The organism is Megamonas hypermegale, assembly GCF_900187035.1.
Classification (GTDB): Bacteria; Bacillota; Negativicutes; order Selenomonadales; family Selenomonadaceae; genus Megamonas; species Megamonas hypermegale.
In genome coordinates this window covers 321,606-344,236 of record NZ_LT906446.1, presented here as the reverse complement: position 1 = coordinate 344,236, position 22,631 = coordinate 321,606, and the positions used below count along the sequence as shown (strand labels likewise).

Genomic DNA, 22,631 nt, shown 5'->3' with positions numbered 1-22,631 from the left:
ACTTATGTAAATTTAATGTATATATCTTATATATCCATTATTAAAGCTAGGAATTTCACAATACTTTGGATAAAATTAAGTAAGGATTTTTACTCCAAATATTACGTATATAGTGTGAGGAGATGATTCTTATGATTGAAGTAAATAACATTAATAAATCTTCTGGGCAATTAAAAATATTAAATAATTGCAATTTAGTCATACACGATGGTGATTTCGTTGAAATTGTTGGTTTTAAGGGAGCAGGAAAAACTGCTTTAATGAAAATTATCGCAGGATTTGTTAAACCTGATTACGGATATGTACTAATTGACCATAAATTACCATATAAACAATTCATGCATATAGGTTATTTATCAAAAGATATCAATTGGTACAAAAATCTTACAGTTGAAAAAAACATTCTTTTATCTGCTAAAAAACATGAAATTTCTGACGAACAAGCTACTTTTATTACTAATAAAATTTTAAATTTCACAAAACTCGATAATGTAAAAAATCTTTTAGCTGGTGATTTACCTATTGAACAAAAGCTAAAATTATCTTTAGCCGTAATTTTAGTATATAAGCCTTTGACTTTATTAGTCGAATTTCCTAATGATTTAAATTTAAATAAAACATTTGAAGATGAGTTATGGCTTTTATTAAAACAAATTAATCAACACAAAATAACAGTAATTGTAACAACATCTCACTTAGATAATATTGAACAATGTAAAAAAGTTGTTTTCATGGATAAAGGAAAAATACTATTAGTCGATAATTTACACAATGTAATTGATAAAATAAAAAATAGCAACTATTCCTTAGTAAAACTAATATCAACATTAACAAATAAAAATTAATATCAAATTTTATCGTACCAATACTTGCAATATTATATAACTTATTGTATAATAATTAAGCAAGTTAATGGAGTGATACTCAAGAGGCTGAAGAGGACGGTTTGCTAAATCGTTAGACGGGTAACCGTGCGAGAGTTCGAATCTCTCTCACTCCGCCATTTTGCATATATTAGCGATATCAGAGAAAATCTGATATCGCTTTTTTGTTTTTAGGGCAGGCAATAACAAAAATTTTCATAGAAAAATATGCTATTAATATAAATAAAATTTGTATTTGAAAATATCTTTAACTTATTTGAGCTTGTTTTTTTTTTATACTCATCAACACTTATACGATTAATTTTAAAGCTTTTAATAGCTCCACTTTGAACTGCACCCCAAAAGTTGGACAAAAAAACAACTTTTGGAGGTGCAGTTTTTTTATGACTAAATACTCAAATGAATTTAAAGTTAAAGCAATTAAAATGGTTTTAAAAGGAGATTCTATTTCTCATGTAGCTAAAATTCTAAACATGCCAAACACAGCTTCTCTTCGTAGATGGATATTTCATTATGAAAATGGTGGCATCTCACAACTTCTTCATAAAAATCGTAAATATACTCCTATCTTTAAGCAAAAAGTTATTGAATATAAATGGCTACATCATTTATCATTAAATCAAACAGCAGCCAAATTTTCCATTCCTAATACTGGTACAATTTCTACATGGGAAAAATTGTATAGTTCTTATGGATTTTCTGGCTTAGTTTCTAAGAAACGAGGTAGACCATCTATGAAAAAATCTAAATCTAAAAACAAAGTTAACAAACCTAAAAAAGAACTTTCTTATGTTGAACAATTAGAACAAGAAGTTTATCAATTAAGGATGGAAAATGACCTATTAAAAAAGTGGCATGCCTTAATGAAGCAATGGGAAAAGGAAGGAAAACACTAGTTTTAGTAATTGCTAAATTAAGGAAAAAATATACTCTAAAAGCCCTATTAAACTATACAAAATTAGCTAAAAGCACATATTATGATGCATTAAAAAAATTATCAAAAGAAGACAAATATAAAGGATTAAAAACATTAATTCATAATATTTGTAATAAAAATCATGGAAGATATGGATATAGAAGAGTAACTTTGCAGCTGCATAAACAAGGAATAAAAGTCAACCATAAAGTAGTTATGAGATTGATGAAAGAAGAAAATTTAACATGCAAAGTAAGAGCAAAGAAATATAAATCATATAGAGGGCAAGAAGGGAAAATAGCTAAAAATATATTAAATAGAAATTTCAAAGCATCAAAACCAAACGAAAAATGGGCAACAGATGTAACAGAATTTGCATTATGTAATGAAAAAATATACTTATCACCAATAATAGATTTATATAACGGAGAAATAATAAGTTATAAAATATCGAAAAGACCAATACTAAAGCAAGTATTAGATATGGTAAAAGATGCAACAAGAAAGATAAAAGAAACAAAAGGAATAATTCTACATTCAGACCAAGGATGGCAGTATCAGAATAGAAGATATCAGGAGTTATTAAAAGAAAAAGGCATTATCCAAAGCATGAGCCGAAAAGGAAATTGCTTAGATAATGCCGTAATAGAAAATTTCTTTGGTTTGCTAAAAAGCGAATTGTTCTATTTAAAAAAATTTAAATCCGTTGAAGATTTTATAAAAGAGTTAAAATCTTATATAAAATATTATAATACAAAACGAATAAAGATAAAACTAAAAGGACTTAGTCCCGTAGAATACAGAACTAAGTCTCAATTAATAGCTTAATTAATATGTCCAATATTTTGGGTGCATATCATATAAGCAGTACTTTTTCATATCATTAAAAATTCATAAAACTCATCTATAAGATAATCGAAGAAGATGCTTGTAATATCCATATTTCTATCCCAAATATAAACTAGATGTTTTTGTAAATGATAATCAAGTTGTAGATTTCATCAGTAAAAAATTTCCTAAAGTGAAATTATCCTCAAAAGATATAATAAAACTCATTATAAAGAAAATCGCTAAAGCATATAAAGTAAATGATGATGAAGATTTCTATATAAATATACATCGATTTAGTTCTATGTATCCATTTTAAAGTTTTGATATAATATAAAGTAAGGAGTGAGTATCATGGAAAATTTTAATAGATTGAATGACTTATACTTCAAAAAGCTTCTAGGAGATAAAAAAAGAAAGAATTTAACACTTAGCTTTTTAAATGGGATTTTAAATAAAAATGATGAAAATTGTTTTACAGACATAACTTTTTTAGATAAAGATAATGAACCATTAACATTAGATGGTAAATTATCTAAATTAGATATTAGAGCGGATTTGAATGATGGCACACAAGTAGATATTGAAGTGCAAGTTTGTCCATTTAAATTAATGGCTGAACGTTCATTATATTATTGGTCAAAGATGTATTCAGAGCAATTAGAAAAAGGTGCTGAATATAAAAAGTTAAAGAAAGCTATAGCTATAAATCTATTAGCATTTGATTATTTAGAAGATGAGCAAGACTGGCATAATATCTATAATCTATTAAATGTTAAATCTCATAAAAAACTTACGGACCATATAGAGATACATTTTCTAGAATTGCCAAAATTTACTTTAAAGGATATGAGAAAAATAAGAACATCTGAAGCATGGATTGCTTATTTTTCAGGAAAATATAGTAAAGAAGAATTGGAGGAAATAGCGATGACAACTCCAGCAATTAAAGAAGCAGTAGAATTTGAAGATACATTTTTACAGAATAAAATAGAACGTAGAGCGTATGAACAAAGAGAAAAAGCAATAAGAGACTATTATTCATATATGAGTGCATTTAAAGAAGAAGGATTACAGCAAGGCTTACAACAGGGATTACAGCAGGGCTTGCAAAAGGGCTTGCAAAAGGGCTTGCAAAAGGGCTTACAAAAGGGCTTACAACAGGGTTTACAGCAAGGAAGACAAGAAGAAAAAATTAAAAACGCTATTAACTTTTTAAAATTAGGTATAGATGTTAAAACTGTAGCCAAAGGTGTTAAATTAAGTATTAATGAAGTAGAACAGTTAAAAACTAAATTAAATATTTAAATTTAATAATATAAATAATTCATCTGCGATATTTTAGTGTAAAAACAATATGATATTTACATCTCCACTCATTATGTGATAAACTTTTTATGTCATTCATTAACACGAACCTCCTATACTTTATATGGTTGCCAGACCACTTATATTGTAATACGGAGGTTCTTTCCTTTTCTTTAAGAAATTTTAACAACTTCCTATTAAACTATGGGTTTTATCATACCTATTCGGCGACAAACATTAGTGATATCAGATAAATTCTGATACCGTTTTTTTCAAAAAATCGATTTATTAAACTTGATATTTTTATAATAGATTTTATGTTATAATAACCATGCAAAGCTATGGAAAAAATATTTTATAGATAATAGTATCTTTATCGTAGTATATTAGAAATATATAAATACATTATAAGGAAGTGGATTAATGACTAATTTAGATATTTTACAAACAGTAAATACACCTAGCTATGTTATAGATGAGCGTAAACTTCGCGAAAATCTAGAAGTTTTAAAAATGGTACAAGATGAAACAGGTTGCCATATTTTATTAGCGCAAAAAGCATTTTCTATGTTTTATTTTTATCCAATGATTGGCAAATATTTATCTGGTGCAACAGCTAGCGGACTTTTTGAGGCTAAACTTGCACATGAATTCATGCCAGGCAAAGAAAATCATGTATTTTCACCAGCTTATAAAGAACAAGATTTTGCAGAACTTGTGCAAATTTGTGACCATATTATTTTTAATTCATTCGCACAATGGAAAAAATACAAAGACATTGCCTTAAAAGCTGGCGTAGAATGTGGTATTCGTGTAAATCCAGAATGTTCCACGCAAGAAGGACACGCTATTTATGACCCATGTGCACCAGGTTCAAGGCTCGGTGTTACTTTAGATAATTTTAAACCTGACAAATCAGAAGGCTTAGCTGGTTTACATTTCCATACATTATGCGAACAAAACTCTGATGATTTAAAGACTACTTTGCAAGCTATCGAAGATAAATTCGGCAAATATTTAACTGATTTAAAATGGCTCAATTTTGGTGGCGGCCATCATATCACACGTGAAGATTATGATATCAATTTGCTTATAGATTGCATTAATCATATGAAAGATAAGTACGATTTAGAAATCTATTTAGAACCAGGCGAAGCAGTAGCACTCAATGCTGGTTGGCTTGTCAGTGAAGTTCTTGAAATTATTGATAACAATATTCAAATTGCCATACTTGATACATCTGCTGCTTGCCATATGCCCGATGTCTTAGAAATGCCTTATCGACCGAATGTAATCGGTGCAGGTGAACCAAATGAAAAGCCTTTTACGTATCGTTTTGGAGGCCCAACTTGTCTTGCTGGCGATATCATCGGCGATTATTCCTTTGATAAACCATTAAAAGTTGGCGATAAAGTCATTTTCTGTGATATGGCAATTTATTCCATGGTAAAAAATAATACTTTTAACGGCATGCCACTGCCAGATATCGCAGTATTGCATGAAGATAATACAGTTGAAATAATTAAATCTTTTGGTTATGAAGATTTTAAAATGAGATTATCTTAAACGAAAAGAAAGCTCCTACTTTAATAAAAGCAGGAGCTTTCTTTATATTCTTCGCGTACTTTTTCGTACAATCAATTCAGGTTTTAGTATTTCGATTTTTTTACCACAATCATTATTTTGAACGATTTCATGTATGATTTGAGTTGCACGCTTGCCAATTTCATTGACTGGCTGTCGAACTGTCGTAAGCGGTACTTCTAAAAATGATACAAAATCAATATCATCATAACCCGCAAGTGAAATATCCTCTGGCACGGACAAACCGGCTTCTTTTATACCTGACAATGCACCCATAGCTGAAAAATCATTAGAGGCAAAAATGGCTGTTACTTTTTTATCAGCTAAATATAAACCACCAGCTTTTCCCTTATCAAAAGAATAATCACCAAAGTAAATTAAATCATCTCTAAGAGGCAAATTATAATCTTTCATCGCCTGTTTATAACCATTTAAACGTTGTCTTGCATCATCGAGCACTAACGGCCCTGTTATGCATCCTATATTTTTATGACCAAGCTGAATTAAATGTTGCGTTACCATATAGGCACCTTCAAAATGATTTACACTGACTTTATATTTGCCGATATTAAACATATCGCGGTCAATTAAACAATACGATATATTATTATCCTCTAAAAATTGCAGTGTTTTTCTCTCTTCTTCTTCTGTACTACGTGCCGCTATGCTCAAAAAAATTCCATCAACCATGTAATCACAGAGCATTTTCAAATGGCGCATCTCTTGTTCATAGTTATTATTTGTATTGCAAATAAGCAAATTCCAGCCAAATTTATGACATTCATCTTCTAATACCTTAGCCGTATAAGAAAAAAATTGATTGCGTATATCAGGCAATACAAAACCAACTATATTACTTGTCTTTTTTACTAAACCTACTGCCATTTTATTAGGGCGATAACCCATTTCTTCTGCCGCTTTATTGATAATTGAACGTGTTTCAAGTGGTATATGAGAGGCTTTATTATTTAGAGCTAACGATATAGTTGTTATAGAAAAACCCGTTTTTTTAGCTATATCTTTAATTGTAACACGCGATTTCATTATACCATTGCCCCTTTATTATGTATTTCACAAGCTTTCACAATTATTATATCAATTCACATTTAAAACAGAATAATACTCTATGCTAAATAAAGCTAAATTTTAACTTTAAATACATAAAGTATTACCCTGTTTATTTATGTTATTTATTTATTAATGATATAACGTGTCTTTTTATATTATATTAAACTTACTTAGCCTAATCAATATACTTCTTTAGCTTGTGGAATAGCTACGGCTGCGCCTTTACGCGTAACAGTTATCGCAGAAGCTTTTGTAGCTATCTGCATACATTCTCTAGCGGTTTTTCTTTGCTGTTTAAGTGCTATAAAATACCCTGTAAAAGTATCACCTGCAGCTGTTGTATCCACAGCATTCACTTTGCATGCAGGTACAAAAAATTGTTCATCTTTATAGTGATAATATGCACCTTTATCGCCAAAAGTCAAAACGGTTTCTAAGTCCGGATATTTAATGGATAATTCTTGCAAAATATCTGCAACTTCTTCTTTGCCACTTAAATAAGCGCCTTCATGTTCATTTACAAATATACCATTTAATGAAGCAATATCGTATTTTTCTAAAGCTTCATTTATCGGCGATGGATTTAAAAATATCTTCATATTTTTTTCTTTAGCTTGTTTGATAATATAATCGATATTAGAAATTTCATTTTGCAAAATCAAAATATCATCTGCACCGAAATTATCCAATACTTCATCTATATATTTTTTATCCACAGCATAATTAGCACCATGATATAAAATAATGCAATTTTGTCCAGTTTTATCCACTTGAATAATCGCTTGGCCACTACTTATATCAACTGTTTTTATCAAAGAAATATCCACGCCATTTTCTTTTAATGTATCAAGTAATATTTCTCCATCTTTACCGATGCAACCAGCATGATATACATTTCCACCAGCTTTAGCAATAGCAATTGATTGATTTAAACCTTTTCCGCCCACATTTTCAGCAAAACTCAATGAATCAATCGTTTCGCCACCTTTAACAATGCTATCAACAGCATACACTTTATCAATATTTAAAGAACCAAAATTTAAGATTTTCATGCCAAAACCTCCTTTAAATCATATTATCATTTTAAACCAGTTGTAACAGAAAAATATTTTGTTTCATTTGGTTTTAACATAATTAGATGCCCCGCTTTTTTCGCAGCCAAAAATCCCTCTGGTCTACTTGTTGCAGGAATAATGAATGAAGAAACTTGCTGGTCGCCATTGTACATAATCCAGCGTATAGCATGCTTAAATTGTTCAGTAGAAAAAGTTGTTTCAAAAGTATAACCTTGTGGTGAACGAATTTGTGCATTTACAAAGTCTGTATATTCATCGATATCATCTGCTAAAAATACAATTTCTGTATTATATAATTCAGGATTGCCCAATTTTGTCAAAGTTTGTCCATTAGCTTGCATTTTCTTTAACTCATCCGTATAAACAAACCAATCTTTTGACGGTTTTATATGACTTGGGATGCTTTCGCGCAATTTAAATGCACTATCTGGAATATTAGCGAAAAGCTCACCTTTATCAACATAAGCATAATTAATATGACAAATATATTGTAGTGGCATTTCGATACTTGTCGTATTTTTAACTTGCATACCAATTGTCATTTTACTGTCTTTAGCTTTTAAGCAAACATGCGGACGAGCTATATATCTAAAACCAAAGCCTTGACAATATTCATATTCGCCCCAAATAGTTACACTATCTTCATCAATTTCAAGCCATACTTTATCCATATCAGCACAGCAAAATTCACCATGCATAGGGTGAGTATCTTCTGATGATGGACAACCACTAGCAAGTATTCCTGAATGAAAAGCAAAGCAACCATACGTATCAAGCATATTATGTGTGCGTCTTGGCTGAGAAAACATATTTTTCATCGTTAAATCTATGCCCTCAAATTCAGCACGCCAAATAATCTGTCCCATATATGGAAGAACTACTATTTTACCGCGTGAATTAGTAAGTTCTATTGCTTCTACTCCTGAAGGATAACGAAATAATTTTACCTTAAATTCATCATTTTGTAAAAAACTTGTTGCTGTTTCTGAAAAATATTCCCGTTTTAAAAATATTTCAGTTTTTACCATATAAACTCCTCTAAAAAAATCAATTTTATCGTTCAATTTTTATCTTATGATAAAAATAATATCCTATATACGCAAAACAGAAGAAATTGACAATGAATGAAAATTGCATTGAACCTGTTGTATCTGAAACAAAACCCTGTATTGCTGGCATAACTGCACCACCGATAATGGACATAACAATGATAGCACCTGCTGTTTCAGTGTATTTTTTCTCTACAGATTTTAACGTTTCAGCATAAATAGTTGCCCAGCAAGGACCAAGTAAAATACTGATAGCTACAGCAGCATAAATAGCTGTTAAATTAGGCATGAATGCCACATATAAAATTAAAATGCAACCAATTATAGAATATGCTAATAACACTTTGTTAACAGAGAACTTCGTCATCAAAAAGTTAGCAACAAATTTGCCTACAAAGAAACAAGCAAAACTAAATACCATAAAATCTGCTGCTTCACGTTCATTAATATGTGGAATTAAAACAAGTGCTAAACGAATTGTAAACGACCAAACAGCTACCTGCATACCTACATATAAGAACTGTGCTAAAATACCTTTTTTGAACAAATTATTTCCTGCAAGATATTTTAAAGTTTCACCTAAAGAAACTTTTGCTACTGTATTATCAACAGCTGATTTAACTTTACATTTAGGATATTTAGTGATTAAAAATAATATAAATACTGCTACAAGAACACAAATAATAATTTTATACGGTTCCAAAGTATGTTGAAGCATTTGCAATCTAAACATATGCACTTGTTCTGGACTGAGCTGTGCCATTTGTGAAGCTAAACTATCGCCTTCTTGAAACACAAGATATTTACCAAGTAAAATACCAGATGCTGAACCAATTGGTTGAAATGTTTGGCTAATATTTAAACGAAGTGTAGAATATTTACGTGGACCAAGCATTGTACTATACGTATTTGATGCTGTTTCTAAAAATCCAAGACCAATAGCCATAGCAAAGATAGCTACAAGAAACATCGTATATGTTGCCATCATTGAAGCTGGAAAAAATAAACTACAGCCACCGATAAAAAAGATAAGACCAACCATAATTGCTAATTTATATGTTGTTTTACGAATTACAACAGAAGCTGGAATAGAAATCAAAAAATACCCGCCATAAAAAGCACTCTGTACTAAAGCACTAGCAAAATCACTTAAAGTAAAAATAGATTTAAACTGCGTAATTAAAATATCATTAAGGCTTGCTGCTCCTCCCCATAAAGCAAACAAACAAGATAACAATACGAATTGAAATATCGGGGTTCTGTTTAAATAACCATCATCATATTGAATTAATTTAGCCATAATTTCTACGCTCTCTTTCTTTATAAAATACTACATAAAATTAACTGTTCGAATAAATTTTAAATCTATTCTTCACCTTTACCTACATTAAGTAAAACGTTTTACTTAATGCACAAAAATAAAAAGCAATTTTCAATTTTATTAATAAAACGTTTTACTAAAATCAACATTGATATAATAACATGTAAATTAACTCTAGTCAATATTTTTCGAATATTTTTATTGAACATTTTTTAGATATGATGAATTGTCAATCCAAGTGCGACACTTCTTTTAAAAATAAATTAAATGGATTATCCCAATTTAAACATTTTCTTGGTCTACTATTTAATAATATTAATTTTTTTATTAAATCATCATTAGATATTTGTCCTAAATCTGTTTTCTTTGGATAATATTCTCTTAATAACCCATTTGAATTTTCGTTACTACCTCTTTGCCATGCTGCATAAGCATCTGCAAAATATACTTTTATATTTAATTTTTCTACTTCTTTGTAACATGCAAATTCTTTTCCTCTATCTGTTGTAAATGTTTTTAATGCCTTTTTTGGTAGTACTTTCACTAACTTTTTTGTTGCTTTTAGCATTGATGGGGCTGTTCTATCTTTTATTTTTATTGCCACATAAAATCTTGTTTTTCTTTCTACAAATGTTGCTAAACAAGCTTTAGCTTTTCCTCTACTAGATACTATGGTATCTAACTCCCAATGTCCAAAAGTTTTTCTACTTTTTACATCTTTTGGTCTAGTTGTAATACTGTTTCCTATTAAGAATTTACCACGTGTTTCCTTTTTTCTACGTTTTCCTTTATGTCGTAAATTCTTAAGTGAAATACCTTTTAATTTACCAATATAAATCCAATTATAAATAGTTTTAAAGGAGAGTTTACCATTTAAAAGTGCATTAGAAATCTGTTCTGGAGACCAATTTTCATGTAATTTTTCAGAAATAAGATTAGAAAGAAATTCATTATATTTACTAGAGTGAGAAGAATTTTTACGACGTTCAAGATATTTATTGTGAGCAGATGTAGAGACATATTCATTTTCAAATTTATTACGAGATAGTTCTCGAGCAATAGTAGAATGATGGCGATGCAAAAATTTAGCAATAAAACGAGTAGAATAACCTAAAATAGAAAGAACCTCTATACGAATACGTTCAGATATGGTAAGATGATGATAGCTCATTATGAATTTTCCTTTCGTGTAGGTTTTGTGTAGCAACTTTATTTTACACGAAAATTCATAATGAGTTTTTTATTTTTTTAGGTGTCGCACTTCATTATACAATCCATCATATAAAAACAATATATGTGCCATAGATATAAAAATCTAATGACACTATATATTATTTTTTGTACTAAATAACAATAATATATAACAAATAATTGACAATACAACGTAACATAAGGTCAATTGTGTTAAATTAAATAAATACGCTATTTGACTCACAATAAAATTAGGTATCGCTGCTCCACTGTAAGCAATAACATAAATCAAAGATAAAACACCTGCACGGTCTTTTATATTCGTTACATCTAAAATACTTTTCATACTACCTGTAAACATAATTCCTTCAAATATTCCCGCTAAAATATTAACAACGAAATAATAAATTATATTATCGCTGAATAAACAAATATACAATAATGATAAAGAAATTACAAAACCTAGCATACCATATCTTTGAGCTTTAACAGCAGTAATACTTTTAGCCAAGGCTGCACCCAAAGCAATCGGTGCAATAAATGATATGAACACCATCGAAGCGATAAACGTATCAGATAAATTAAAAATTTGTGTAGCTATACTAGCACTATAAGCTTGATAAAATCCACCGATTGACCAACCTGCTATAAAAGTCATACCCGCAGGAAATAACAATTTTCTAATATTACGCGGTGCTTTTATTTGAGGTATAAAGGATTTTAAAATGCCTCTTTGATACGGCATCGTTTCCTTGCTGAAAAAAATCAAAATAAAACATAGTAGCATACTTGCAATCAATGATATAAAAATAAAATTTAAATCATCCGCCCAAAATTGTGTAATAAATCCGCAACCAATCGCACCAACTGCTAAACCTAAATTTGGTCCAGCACTACTGATAGATGTTGCTATACCTTTTAATTTTTCAGGTTCATTATCTATAATAAATGCTATTACACTACTAGAAGCAAGACCACATGACAAACCTTGCACAAATCTACCTAAAAATAAAAATTCTGTACTATTTATAAATACAAACGATAAACAACCTAATATACCTAAAAATAATACAATATAAATGGCAATTTTTCTACCACAAAAATTAGAAATACGTGCTAGAAAAATCAAAGCTATAACTGTACCGATAAAATACATAACAGCTGTAAATGATAATTGTCCCTTTGTTAAATTCAACAATTCCGTGTAATTAGCATATAACGGAATTGGTGCTGCCGATGCCGCAAATAATATTATCAAACTTATTACCGAACCTATAAAACCAAGAAATTGCATTATAAAACCTCCTCTAAAATAAGATACTGCTTGAAGTTTACTCCAAGTCAATAAAAAAAGACTTTAAAAACTGAATTTCATCAGTAATTAAAGCCTTTTTACGTTATTTTATATCAGAAAATTAAATATGCAAGAAATAAGGATATAATCGTAGAAGCTATGAGTGATACCATGCCTGGTATTAAATAACTATGATTAAATCCAAAGCGACCTATCTTAGTTGTACCTGTACGGTCAAAAGCAACACAACTGATTTGTGCTCCACCAGGGATGATAAATACAGCACATGTAGCAGGAATTAAACCAACTAATACTTCAGCAGGTAAACCTAATGATACACCAATTGGCATTAATGCCACGGCTGTTGCTGCTGGACTATAAAGTACCATAGAAGTTACAAATAACATTGCACCAAAAAGCATTGGATGTTGAATTAATGTTTGAGCAAAAACATCTGTTATAAAATCTAAATGAGTTCCAAAGAAAGTATCCGTCATCCAAGAAATACCTAAAATACCTACAGCGCCAACAAGACCAGATTTAAAAACTGAACCTGAATCAAGTTTATCACGCGGTACACGGCAAGCTACCATGATTATAGCACCTGTAGCTAGCATTGTAATTTGTAAAAGAGTAGGTACAGAAATCGGTTTTCCGCCCGGACCAATATTGGGCAATAAATTGGGATGAGAAGTCAGTCCTACGATAATAATAATTGCTAATAAAAAAATTGCTACTGAAACTTTTGCAGATGTTGTAGCTGTATTAGAATTTCTTTCCAATACATAATTTTCCTGAAATTGTCCTGTAGCCACACGGCGTTTAAATTCTGGGTCATCCGCAAGTTCTGCACCACGTTTATAAACAAATAAACAACCAATTAATACACCTAAAAGACAAGCAGGTATAGTCACAGCTAAAAGGGTAAGTGGTGTAACACCAATAGAGGCAGTAATAGCAATCATGGCAGCAGCTATTGCACTTGTAGGACTAGCACAAACAGCCATATTAGAAGCAATTACTGACATGGACATTGCACGTTCAGGACGTACTTTTGCATTAATTGCAATTTCTGCAATAACTGGATATACCGAAAAAGCAACATAAGATGTACCACAAATAACTGTAAATATGTAGGACACTAATGGGCCTAAAAAAGTAATAGCACTAGGTTTTTTTCGCAGTATTTTTTCGGCCATAGATATCATATAATCAAGACCGCCTGCACCTTGCAATAAAGACACACATGTAATAACAGTCATGATAATAAATACTACGCTTGTTGGCATTTCTCCAACAGGAAGACCAAAGCCCAAAGTCAAAATAGCAAGACCAAAACCGCCTGCCACGCCAAGACCAATTCCACTAAATCGCCCACCAATCGCCAAACAAATGACAATAACAGCAAGCTCAAGCCAAAAACTTATAATTTTAATCAGCCTCTTTTCTTTATTTTAATAATTTTATATTTATACATAATATCATAAAAAATCTAAAGCTTCAATAAAGCTATTAAAAATACAAAAAAGCCCACAACCATATGATTGTGAGCTTTGTATTCTCTTTGTAATCGAAAAGATTAACGTTTGGAGAACTGGGATGCTTTACGAGCTTTTTTGAGACCGTATTTACGACGTTCTTTTTCACGTGGGTCACGTGTTAAGAAACCAGCTTTTTTAAGAGCAGGACGAAGTTCAGCATCGAGTTCTAATAAAGCACGGGAAATGCCGTGACGAATTGCGCCAGCCTGACCGGAAGGGCCACCACCCTGAACGTTAGCGATAACATCATATTTATCAGCTGTTTCAGTTAAGTTAAGAGGCTGTTTTACAATTAAGTCTAAAGTTTTAATACCGAAATATTCATCAATATGACGGCCATTAATTACAACGTTGCCTTCACCTGGAACCAGACGAACTCTAGCAACTGAAGTCTTTCTGCGGCCTGTGCCGTAGTAGGATACTGCCATTTTATTGTTCCTCCTTCCAAGTATTATCTAATATTTAATTCCAAAACTTCTGGTTTTTGAGCTGCATGTGGATGTTCAGGACCAGCATAAACGCTGAGTTTTCTGTACATCTGAGCACCTAATTTATTTTTAGGAAGCATGCCGCGAACTGCCATTTCTACAACTTTTTCAGGTTGAGTCTGGAGCATTTTTTGAGGAGTTACGAAAGTTGTTCCTCCTGGATATCCAGAATGACGGAAATATGTTTTATCAGTTAATTTTTTACCGCTGAATACCACTTTATCAGCGTTAACTACGATGACATAATCACCAGTGTCAACATGCGGTGTGAATGTTGGTTTATGTTTACCGCGAAGTACTTTTGCAACTTCAGCAGCTAATCTACCTACTGTCTGGCCTTCAGCGTCAACTACGAACCATTTACGTTCAACATTTGCTGCGTTTGCCATGAAAGTTGTTTTCACTTGTATATCCCTCCCTGTACAATTTTCAACTATTTTTCAATTAATTTTTTTAGCAATAGATGTCCTTTGCACGGTTCCGGGGCTAGTGGAAGCCGTCATCGAACGTCATACGAAAATATTTTAATGTAAATGACATGTAAAGTCAAGCATTTTTGTAAAATAAATTTTTAAAATATCTATTAATACCTAATTTCATATTAATAGAGGTATAATATATGTAATTTACTACACTTGTTAAAATGTACCTATTATATGTATTTAAATCAAAAATTTGTATATTTAACCGATATTAATCGATTGTAAACAATACATATTTCTAATCAAAAGTAAATAATAATATTCTACTTATTATAATAATGTAATTTTTGAGGTGATACCATGAAAAAATTCATTTTAATTCCTGATTCTTTTAAAGGTACAATGTCTTCTGAATCTATTTGTACTACTATGGAAAAAGTCATAAAAAAACATCTGCCTAATTCTAAGATTATAAGTATTCCTGTGGCTGATGGTGGCGAAGGAACAGTTGATGCTATGCTCAAAATCTCCGGTGGCACTAAAAAATTCATCACTGTAAAAGGACCTTATATGGAAGATATTTCTTCTTTTTACGGCCTTTTGCCCGATAAAACCGCTATTATAGAAATGGCTGCTGCTGCTGGACTGCCTTTAGTAAAAAATAATCTTCATGCTGAACGCACTTCTACTTATGGTGTAGGCGAATTAATAAAAGATGCTATAGATAACGGAGCCACTAAAATTTTATTAGGCTTAGGCGGAAGTGCTACAAATGACGGCGGTTGTGGAATGGCAGCTGCTCTTGGCATAAAATTTACAAATAAAAATGGTGAAGCTTTCATTCCTATTGGAAAAACGCTGCAAGATATTTACCATATTGATATTGCTTCATTTAAAGAAAAATATTCTGATGTACAATTTTCCGCTATGTGTGATATAACAAACCCACTTTGTGGCATAAATGGTGCAGCTTATGTCTTCGCCCCGCAAAAAGGCGCAGATAAAAAAACAGTAGAACTTTTAGATAAAGGATTACATCATTTGGCACAAATAATTAAAAATGATTTAAATAAAGATGTAGAAAATATACCTGGTGCTGGAGCTGCTGGTGGCATGGGAGCAGGTGTTGTCGGCTTTTTTAATGGACAACTTCAAAGTGGCATAAATTCCATTTTAAATTTAGTAAAATTTGACCAATTAATCAAAGACGCTGATTATGTATTTACAGGTGAAGGAAAAATCGATAATCAATCCATTCAAGGAAAAGTCATCAGTGGCATTGCAGATTACACAAAAAAATATAATATTCCTTTAATCGCTATAGTTGGCTGTATAGATGATGATATTGATAAACTTTACACTGCCGGTGTAACTGCTGTTTTTAGCATCAATACTAAACCGTTACCTTTTGAAGAGGCTATCAAATACAGTGAAAAAAATCTAGCCATAACAATGGATAATTTAATACGTATCCTGAAATAATAGCCTATCTACTCCAATATATTAACATAAATATATTGGAGTTTTTTATAAAAATAAAACTTAATTACAACTATTGTCATACAACTTTTGCATATTAATCATTTTATGACTTGTCATTTTTATAAAATTGATGTATACTATCAGAAGTATATTTGTCTTTTTAAATTTATTTATTTAAAGGGGATGTATTATTTGTTAAGTCGTATTGGAAAAAAATATTTAGAAATGGCTTTAATAAAGCTTATCATTGTCGGCCTTATCGTCGGTATAGCTATAGCGCTCGTAGTTCCGGCGGCAGTTCCGGCCGTATCTATTTTAGGTGATATCTTTGTACGTGCATTGAAAGGTATCGCGCCTGTACTCGTATTTATTCTCGTCATGAACGCCATGGCGCAGAGAAAAGCGGATGCCAACGGTTCGATGAAGCCGATTATCCGTCTGTATATTTTCGGCACGTTCTTTGCTTCGCTGGTCGGCGTGTGCATGTCGTTTTTGTTCCCGACAGTATTGCAGCTGCAGGTTGCCGATACTACCGTTGCTCCGCCGAGCGGTATTATTGAAGTTGTAAAAAATCTGGTGCTCAGTGTTGTGGACAACCCTGTCAATGCTATCGTTAATGCCAACTATATCGGTATTCTGGCATGGGCTATTCTTGCCGGTATTGCACTTCATCACGCTTCCGACAATACGAAAGCAATGGTGGATGATTTTGCGCAGGCTGTTACGAAAATCGTACAGTGGGTTATCCGCCTGGCTCCGTTCGGTATCATGGGTCTTGTTGCCAACTCCGTCGGCACAAGCGGTCTCGGTGCGCTTTTGGGTTATGTTCAGCTGCTCGGCGTACTGCTCGGTTCGTTCTTCCTCGTAGCTCTCGTTATGAACCCGCTTATCGTATTTCTGCACACTCGCCGCAATCCGTATCCGCTCGTATTTGCTACACTGCGTGAAAGCGGTTTGTACGCTTTCTTTACCCGCAGTTCCGCAGCCAATATTCCGGTAAATCTTTCCTTATGCAAACGTCTTGGATTAAATGAAGATATTTACTCTATTTCCATTCCGCTCGGTGCTACTGTAAACATGGCCGGCGCAGCTATCACGATTGCCGTTCTGTCACTGGCAGCTGCCAATACACTCGGCGTTCATGTGGATTTGCCTACAGCACTGCTTCTCTCCATCGTTGCTACGGTAGGCGCTTGCGGTGCTTCCGGCGTTGCCGGCGGTTCGCTGCTCCTCATTCCTGTTGCCTGCGCTTCTTTCGGTATCAGCAATGATATTGCAATGCAAGTTGTAGGTGTTGGCTTTATCATCGGTGTTCTTCAAGACTCCTGTGAAACTGCACTTAACAGTTCTAGTGATGTACTCTTTACAGCTACAGCAGAATTCTCTGCTCGCGCTAAAGAAGGTACTCTTGAAGTAGCTGATATGGTTCCTCATAATCGTGCTTAATATATAAAAATAAATATAAAGAAAAACCTCAGGATTTTCCTGAGGTTTTTTTATTGCTCAATTATACAATTTGGAATAAATAAAATTTAAGATAATACGTTTCTGGTATGCCAAATACAATAGGATGGTCTGGTGATTGTTGGCGTGCTTCAATTTGACGCAATGTTATTTTAGCATCACTTGCTGCTTCATGAAGCATTTTTAAAAATAAATCTTCTTTCATGAAATGAGAGCAAGAGCAAGTTGCCAAATATCCGCCACGTGGCAAAAGCTTCATAGCGCGTAAATTTATATCTTTATATCCACGATAAGCATTCGTCACTGTAGCATGAGATTTTGTAAAAGCTGGTGGGTCTAAGATTATAAAGTCGTAATCCTTATTCTTTTCTTCGATTAATTTAGTGAGCAAATTGAATACATCAGCTTTAATCGCTTTAACATTAGTTAAACCATTCATCTCAATATTTTTTGTCGTCATATCTACAGCTTCCTGAGAAATATCTACAGCTATAACAGATTTTGCCCCTCCCATTGCCGCATTTAATGCAAAAGCGCCTGTATGTGTAAAGCAATCTAATACATTTCTGCCTTTAGCTATATGAGATACAGCACGACGGTTGTATTTTTGGTCAAGGAAAAATCCTGTCTTTTGTCCATTTTCTACATCCACATTGTATTTTATGCCGTTTTCTGTGATTACAAGTGTAGTGTGTTCTTTGCTTTCATCAAATAATGGACTTTTATAAAAGCCTTTGTATTCTTCCATACCTTCAAGCTTGCGAATTTTTACATCATTACGTTCATATAAGCAATTAATTTCTTCGCCATAGCTGCGCATTATTTCAATTATCTTTGTAAAAATGATATCCTTGCGCTGTTCAATACCTAAAGATAAAACTTGCGCTACTAATACATCTTCAAATCTATCTACAGTAAGTCCTGGAAAATTATCAGCTTCGCCAAAGATTAAACGGCAACTGTTAAAATCTTCACCCATGACTTGGCGACGATAATCCAGTGCATATTGCACTCTACGCTGCCAAAAAGCTTCATCAAATTTATCATTGGCATTTGTCGATATAATACGCACGCGAATTTTAGAATTATCATTGATAAAGCCTGTACCTAAGTATTTATCTTTACTGCTGTACACATCAACTAAATCACCATTTTGATACGTACCATCTACATTAGTTATTTCATCACAAAATACCCATGGATGACCATGACGAGCAGCACGTTCTCCTTTCGGTGTTATTTTTATTTTCGTAAATTCTCTCATCTTTCATATCCTTTTCTAAAAAACTATTAAATTTTATCCTCTAAATACGCATAAGCTGCATTTACGCCATCAACTGCAGCGCTCATAATTCCGCCAGCATAGCCAGCGCCTTCACCTATTGGATAAAAACCTGCTACATTGATTGACATGTAGTTATCACGATTGCGCACAATTCTACATGGAGCAGATGAACGCATTTCTACACCTGTCATTATAACTTTTTCATCAGCAAAACCATGAATTTTTTTATCAAAATACGGCAAAGCTTCTTCTAACATTTCAGTGGTAAAATTTGGCAAACAATCATGTAAATCACAAAGCGTGATACCAGGTTTATACGTAGGCTCAGTTAAGAAATTATCAGAACCTGTTTTATGCTGTAAAAAGTCGCCAACAGTCTGCACAGGTGCATGGTAATTTTTACCGCCACAGATAAATGCCATTTCTTCATAATGACGCTGGAAAGCGATACCATCTAAAACATTATGACCGAAATCATCAGGCGTTACATTTACAAGCAAAGCACTATTTGCTATACCTGAATCACGTTTATAATTACTCATACCATTTACGACAACGCGACCTATTTCAGAAGCAGCAGCTACTACTTGTCCACCAGGACACATACAGAACGAATATACACTGCGTCCTTTCTGCTTATTATTATACGTTACAGCATAATCTGAAACGGGCAATATTGGATTTCCTGCATCTACTCCGTATTGTGATTTATCTATTAAATCCTGCGGATGTTCTATGCGCACACCAACAGCAAACGGTTTTGCCTGCATGGATAAACCTTTGTCAAACAACATTTTATACGTATCACGAGCACTATGCCCAATACCGAAGAATACTTCTGAACAATCGTATTTATCCTTATGATTTATTTCTACACCGACAACAGCATCATTTTTTATGATTATATCTGTAACCAATGAATTAAAATGTATTTCACCGCCAAGTGAAATTATTTTTTTACGTATGTTTTTTACAACTGTTCGCAATATATCTGTACCGATATGTGGTTTATGCAAATATTTTATTTCTGCTGGTGCACCTGCTTCTACAAAGGCATCTAATACATCGCTGATTTTACTATCGTTTATACGTGTTGTCAATTTTCCATCAGAGAAAGTACCTGCTCCGCCTTCGCCAAATTGCACATTGGAATTTTTTTTAAGCGCTCCACCTTGCCAAAAATCTTCAATATCGCGATGGCGTGTATCTACATCAGCACCTCGTTCAAAAACAATAGGCGCATAGCCATTTTTTGCCAAAGTTAATGCACTAAACATTCCAGCTGGTCCAAAACCTACAATAATCGGTCTATATTTACTTACTTTCGTAGGCTTTATAACTTCAGTCTTTTCTGCTGAAATTATTTCCACATTTTTATCATGTCTTAATTTAGCAAGTACCTTTTTTTCTGCTAAATTTACTTTTACATTTAAAATATATACAAAGTTTATCGGTGCTCCCTTATATCGTCTGGCATCGATGCCTTTACGCACAATTACCACCTCAGAAATCGCCTGAGGTGGTAATTTTAAACGCTTAGCTACCAAAACATCAATAGGAGATACATCATTAAATGGTACGTTAAAATTCTTTATTCTTATCATTTGTATTTCCTCTATTAATTTTTTGTATTATCTGTTTCCTTTGTTACAGTATGACTTGTAGTGTCTGTATCTTTTTTCATTATATCTACAGTAACAGTAACTTCTTGAATAGAAGCCGTAACTCCATCTGGTATTAATAATTTAACAGTTTTCTTCGTTGGTTGAGTCATTTCCGCTAAAGAAATATTTTCTGTTGCAAGATATGTCATATTACCAATTATATCAATATTGCCACTAACTTCAATCTTTTCTGGTTCAACTCGAACTGATTTTAAAATATAATCATTCGATAAATCAGACATCAAAGTTGGTTTAACATCAATGATTTTCGTATTTAAACCACGTGCTAAAATTATAGAAACATCGACAGTTTTTGGTAAAAGACGTACACCTTCAATTTCTTTATCTTTATCATTTACAGCAATAAGTGGTACAGTTACACTGAAATTATCCGTATTGCCGTTAACTCCAATATACCCTACAGCTGCTGTAACTTGATTTAAGATGCTAACAGGTCCTTCAATAGTTATATCTTGTAAAGATTGGTCAACGCTTGCTACTACCTTTCCATCACCAGGAATACCCGATAAATTCAAACGAACAGGAATTTGCTTTTGTTCAATCTTATCTACATTTAAAGCCACTTTAGTTGGCCCAACTGAAACAAGTTCAAATCCACTCGGTAAAACAGTCTGTACTTGTAATTCATGTGTGCCACTTTCTACACCATTCAAATCTACATAAGCCTTAAAATTAGTTTCATCTACATTAGAAAATAATGAACGCGGAGCACGTACTCTCACCTTTACAGTCTCCACATCTTTGGAAATCTGATATCCTTCAGGAGCATTAGCTATGCTGATTGGTACAGTATACGTATTTTCTATCTGTGGATTTTGGTCATTCATAACGAAAATCCAGCATCCAATCGCAACAATTAATGCTAAACATTTTTCAGGAAGATTTTTTCTAAAAAAATTTATCATTTCTTCTGCCTCCATTTTAAGACCACATCTTGAATTGTCGTTTTACGAGGTGAAAAGATTGGCATTAAATACTGTTTTAATTGGTCAGCGTCTAAATGACGATAAATGCGTCCCGATTCTGCTACTGAAACAGTTCCTGTTTCTTCACTAACAATGACGATTACAGCATCACACTGTTCAGAAAGACCAATAGCTGCACGATGACGAGTACCTAATTCTGTACTAAGTGACCGATTATCTGTAAGTGGCAATAAACAACCAGCAGCAATAAGACGATTACCTCGAATAACTGCTGCTCCATCGTGTAGAGGTGTGTTGGGAATAAATACATTTAGTAAAAATTCAGATGAAACTATACCATCTATTTGAATACCACTAGCACAGATATCATTTAAACCTATATTGCGCTCTAAAACAATTAGAGCTCCCGTTTTTGTAGATGACATTTTCATAACTGCTGTTGTCAATTCGGATACAAGGGAACGGGCTTCTTCATAATTTAATAGCATTGAATGTTTAAAAAATCTACCTTCACCAATGTGTTCTAACGCTCTACGCAATTCTGGCTGAAAAACGATAGGTAATGCTACAAATAACAATGTAACGATTTTTTGTAAAAGCCAATTTATCGCATGTAACTCTAACCAACTTGTTACTATGGTTAAAACCAATAAAACTAACAAGCCTTTTGTCAAAGTTATTGCTCTTGTATTTTCTACCATTTTATATACGCGATATAAAATAAAAGCTACTATTAATATATCAACGATATCCAATATACCAATGGTTTTTATAAGACCTTGTATCTGTATCAGCATATAAAAATTCCCCTATCCATAA

20 protein-coding genes and 1 tRNA gene are annotated in these 22,631 nt (G+C 32.5%); 8 read left to right on the top strand and 13 right to left on the bottom strand.

From position 1 onward, the window contains the following. Positions 1-131 precede the first annotated feature (131 nt). The 6 genes from CKV65_RS01625 to nspC all read left to right on the top strand — a co-directional run bounded on the left by CKV65_RS01625 (position 132) and on the right by nspC (position 5,502). On the top strand, positions 132-845 hold the full coding sequence (locus CKV65_RS01625; RefSeq protein WP_027889162.1) for an ATP-binding cassette domain-containing protein: 714 nt from the start codon (positions 132-134) through the stop codon (positions 843-845). Positions 846-914: 69 nt separating this feature from the next. Next, positions 915-1,003: transfer RNA gene (locus CKV65_RS01620), tRNA-Ser, on the top strand. Positions 1,004-1,267: 264 nt separating this feature from the next. Then, a protein-coding gene (locus CKV65_RS01610; protein WP_423250141.1) for an IS3 family transposase occupies positions 1,268-2,628 on the top strand; the annotation gives its coding sequence in 2 pieces (ribosomal slippage) (positions 1,268-1,768 and positions 1,771-2,628; 1,359 coding nt in all). 193 nt (positions 2,629-2,821) lie between these two features. Then, a complete protein-coding gene (locus CKV65_RS10980) occupies positions 2,822-2,947 on the top strand; it encodes a hypothetical protein (protein ID WP_269457066.1) in 126 nt (41 codons plus the stop codon). A 35-nt stretch (positions 2,948-2,982) separates the two neighbouring features. Continuing rightward, entirely contained in the window at positions 2,983-3,936 is a 954-nt protein-coding gene (locus CKV65_RS01605; protein WP_027890647.1) for an Rpn family recombination-promoting nuclease/putative transposase, read from the top strand. 423 nt (positions 3,937-4,359) lie between these two features. Next, positions 4,360-5,502 (top strand): carboxynorspermidine decarboxylase, encoded by a 1,143-nt coding sequence (gene nspC / locus CKV65_RS01595; RefSeq protein ID WP_027890646.1) that lies wholly within the window; start codon positions 4,360-4,362, stop codon positions 5,500-5,502. A 42-nt stretch (positions 5,503-5,544) separates the two neighbouring features. Here the strand turns inward: nspC and CKV65_RS01590 are convergent, their stop codons facing one another. The 9 genes from CKV65_RS01590 to rplM form a co-directional block, all read right to left on the bottom strand. After that, positions 5,545-6,564 carry a LacI family DNA-binding transcriptional regulator gene (locus CKV65_RS01590; protein WP_027890645.1) on the bottom strand — a complete coding sequence of 340 codons (1,020 nt, stop codon included), beginning with the start codon at positions 6,562-6,564 and terminating at the stop codon, positions 5,545-5,547. Between the two features lie 203 nt (positions 6,565-6,767). Then, positions 6,768-7,640, bottom strand: a complete 873-nt coding sequence (locus CKV65_RS01585) for a ribokinase (protein WP_027890644.1) — start codon at positions 7,638-7,640, stop codon at positions 6,768-6,770. 26 nt (positions 7,641-7,666) lie between these two features. Next, positions 7,667-8,692: an aldose 1-epimerase family protein gene (locus CKV65_RS01580; protein WP_027890643.1), complete on the bottom strand. Its 1,026-nt coding sequence runs from the start codon at positions 8,690-8,692 to the stop codon at positions 7,667-7,669. A 25-nt stretch (positions 8,693-8,717) separates the two neighbouring features. Next, entirely contained in the window at positions 8,718-10,013 is a 1,296-nt protein-coding gene (gene fucP, locus CKV65_RS01575) for an L-fucose:H+ symporter permease (protein WP_027890642.1), read from the bottom strand. 250 nt (positions 10,014-10,263) lie between these two features. Next, complete coding sequence (locus CKV65_RS01570; protein ID WP_095197676.1) at positions 10,264-11,205, bottom strand: IS30 family transposase; 942 nt, start codon at positions 11,203-11,205, stop codon at positions 10,264-10,266. A 153-nt stretch (positions 11,206-11,358) separates the two neighbouring features. Then, positions 11,359-12,519, bottom strand: a complete 1,161-nt coding sequence (locus CKV65_RS01565) for an MFS transporter (protein ID WP_036254902.1) — start codon at positions 12,517-12,519, stop codon at positions 11,359-11,361. Positions 12,520-12,632: 113 nt separating this feature from the next. Next, the gene (locus tag CKV65_RS01560; protein WP_269457070.1) at positions 12,633-13,946 is read right to left on the bottom strand and encodes an anaerobic C4-dicarboxylate transporter family protein; all 1,314 of its coding nucleotides are present in this window, start codon (positions 13,944-13,946) and stop codon (positions 12,633-12,635) included. 152 nt (positions 13,947-14,098) lie between these two features. After that, positions 14,099-14,488 (bottom strand): 30S ribosomal protein S9, encoded by a 390-nt coding sequence (gene rpsI, locus CKV65_RS01555; RefSeq protein ID WP_008538697.1) that lies wholly within the window; start codon positions 14,486-14,488, stop codon positions 14,099-14,101. A 23-nt stretch (positions 14,489-14,511) separates the two neighbouring features. Further along, the gene (rplM, locus tag CKV65_RS01550; protein WP_027890610.1) at positions 14,512-14,952 is read right to left on the bottom strand and encodes a 50S ribosomal protein L13; all 441 of its coding nucleotides are present in this window, start codon (positions 14,950-14,952) and stop codon (positions 14,512-14,514) included. 378 nt (positions 14,953-15,330) lie between these two features. Here rplM and CKV65_RS01545 point away from each other — a divergent pair, with 378 nt between their 5' ends. Together CKV65_RS01545 and sstT are read left to right on the top strand one after the other, a co-directional pair. Then, entirely contained in the window at positions 15,331-16,452 is a 1,122-nt protein-coding gene (locus tag CKV65_RS01545; RefSeq protein WP_027890609.1) for a glycerate kinase family protein, read from the top strand. A 192-nt stretch (positions 16,453-16,644) separates the two neighbouring features. Continuing rightward, positions 16,645-17,898: a serine/threonine transporter SstT gene (gene sstT, locus CKV65_RS01540; protein ID WP_027890608.1), complete on the top strand. Its 1,254-nt coding sequence runs from the start codon at positions 16,645-16,647 to the stop codon at positions 17,896-17,898. Positions 17,899-17,959: 61 nt separating this feature from the next. Here the strand turns inward: sstT and CKV65_RS01535 are convergent, their stop codons facing one another. From CKV65_RS01535 to cdaA, 4 genes are read right to left on the bottom strand one after another with little or no spacing between them, the layout of a single operon-like run. Next, complete coding sequence (locus CKV65_RS01535) at positions 17,960-19,180, bottom strand: class I SAM-dependent rRNA methyltransferase (RefSeq protein ID WP_027890607.1); 1,221 nt, start codon at positions 19,178-19,180, stop codon at positions 17,960-17,962. Between the two features lie 26 nt (positions 19,181-19,206). Continuing rightward, on the bottom strand, positions 19,207-20,805 hold the full coding sequence (locus CKV65_RS01530) for an NAD(P)/FAD-dependent oxidoreductase (RefSeq protein ID WP_027890606.1): 1,599 nt from the start codon (positions 20,803-20,805) through the stop codon (positions 19,207-19,209). A gap of 14 nt (positions 20,806-20,819) precedes the next feature. Next, entirely contained in the window at positions 20,820-21,791 is a 972-nt protein-coding gene (locus tag CKV65_RS01525) for a CdaR family protein (protein ID WP_027890605.1), read from the bottom strand. Beyond that, positions 21,788-22,609, bottom strand: a complete 822-nt coding sequence (gene cdaA, locus CKV65_RS01520; protein ID WP_027890604.1) for a diadenylate cyclase CdaA — start codon at positions 22,607-22,609, stop codon at positions 21,788-21,790. Before cdaA ends, CKV65_RS01525 begins: the two co-directional genes overlap by 4 nt. Between the last annotated feature and the right edge of the window lie 22 nt (positions 22,610-22,631).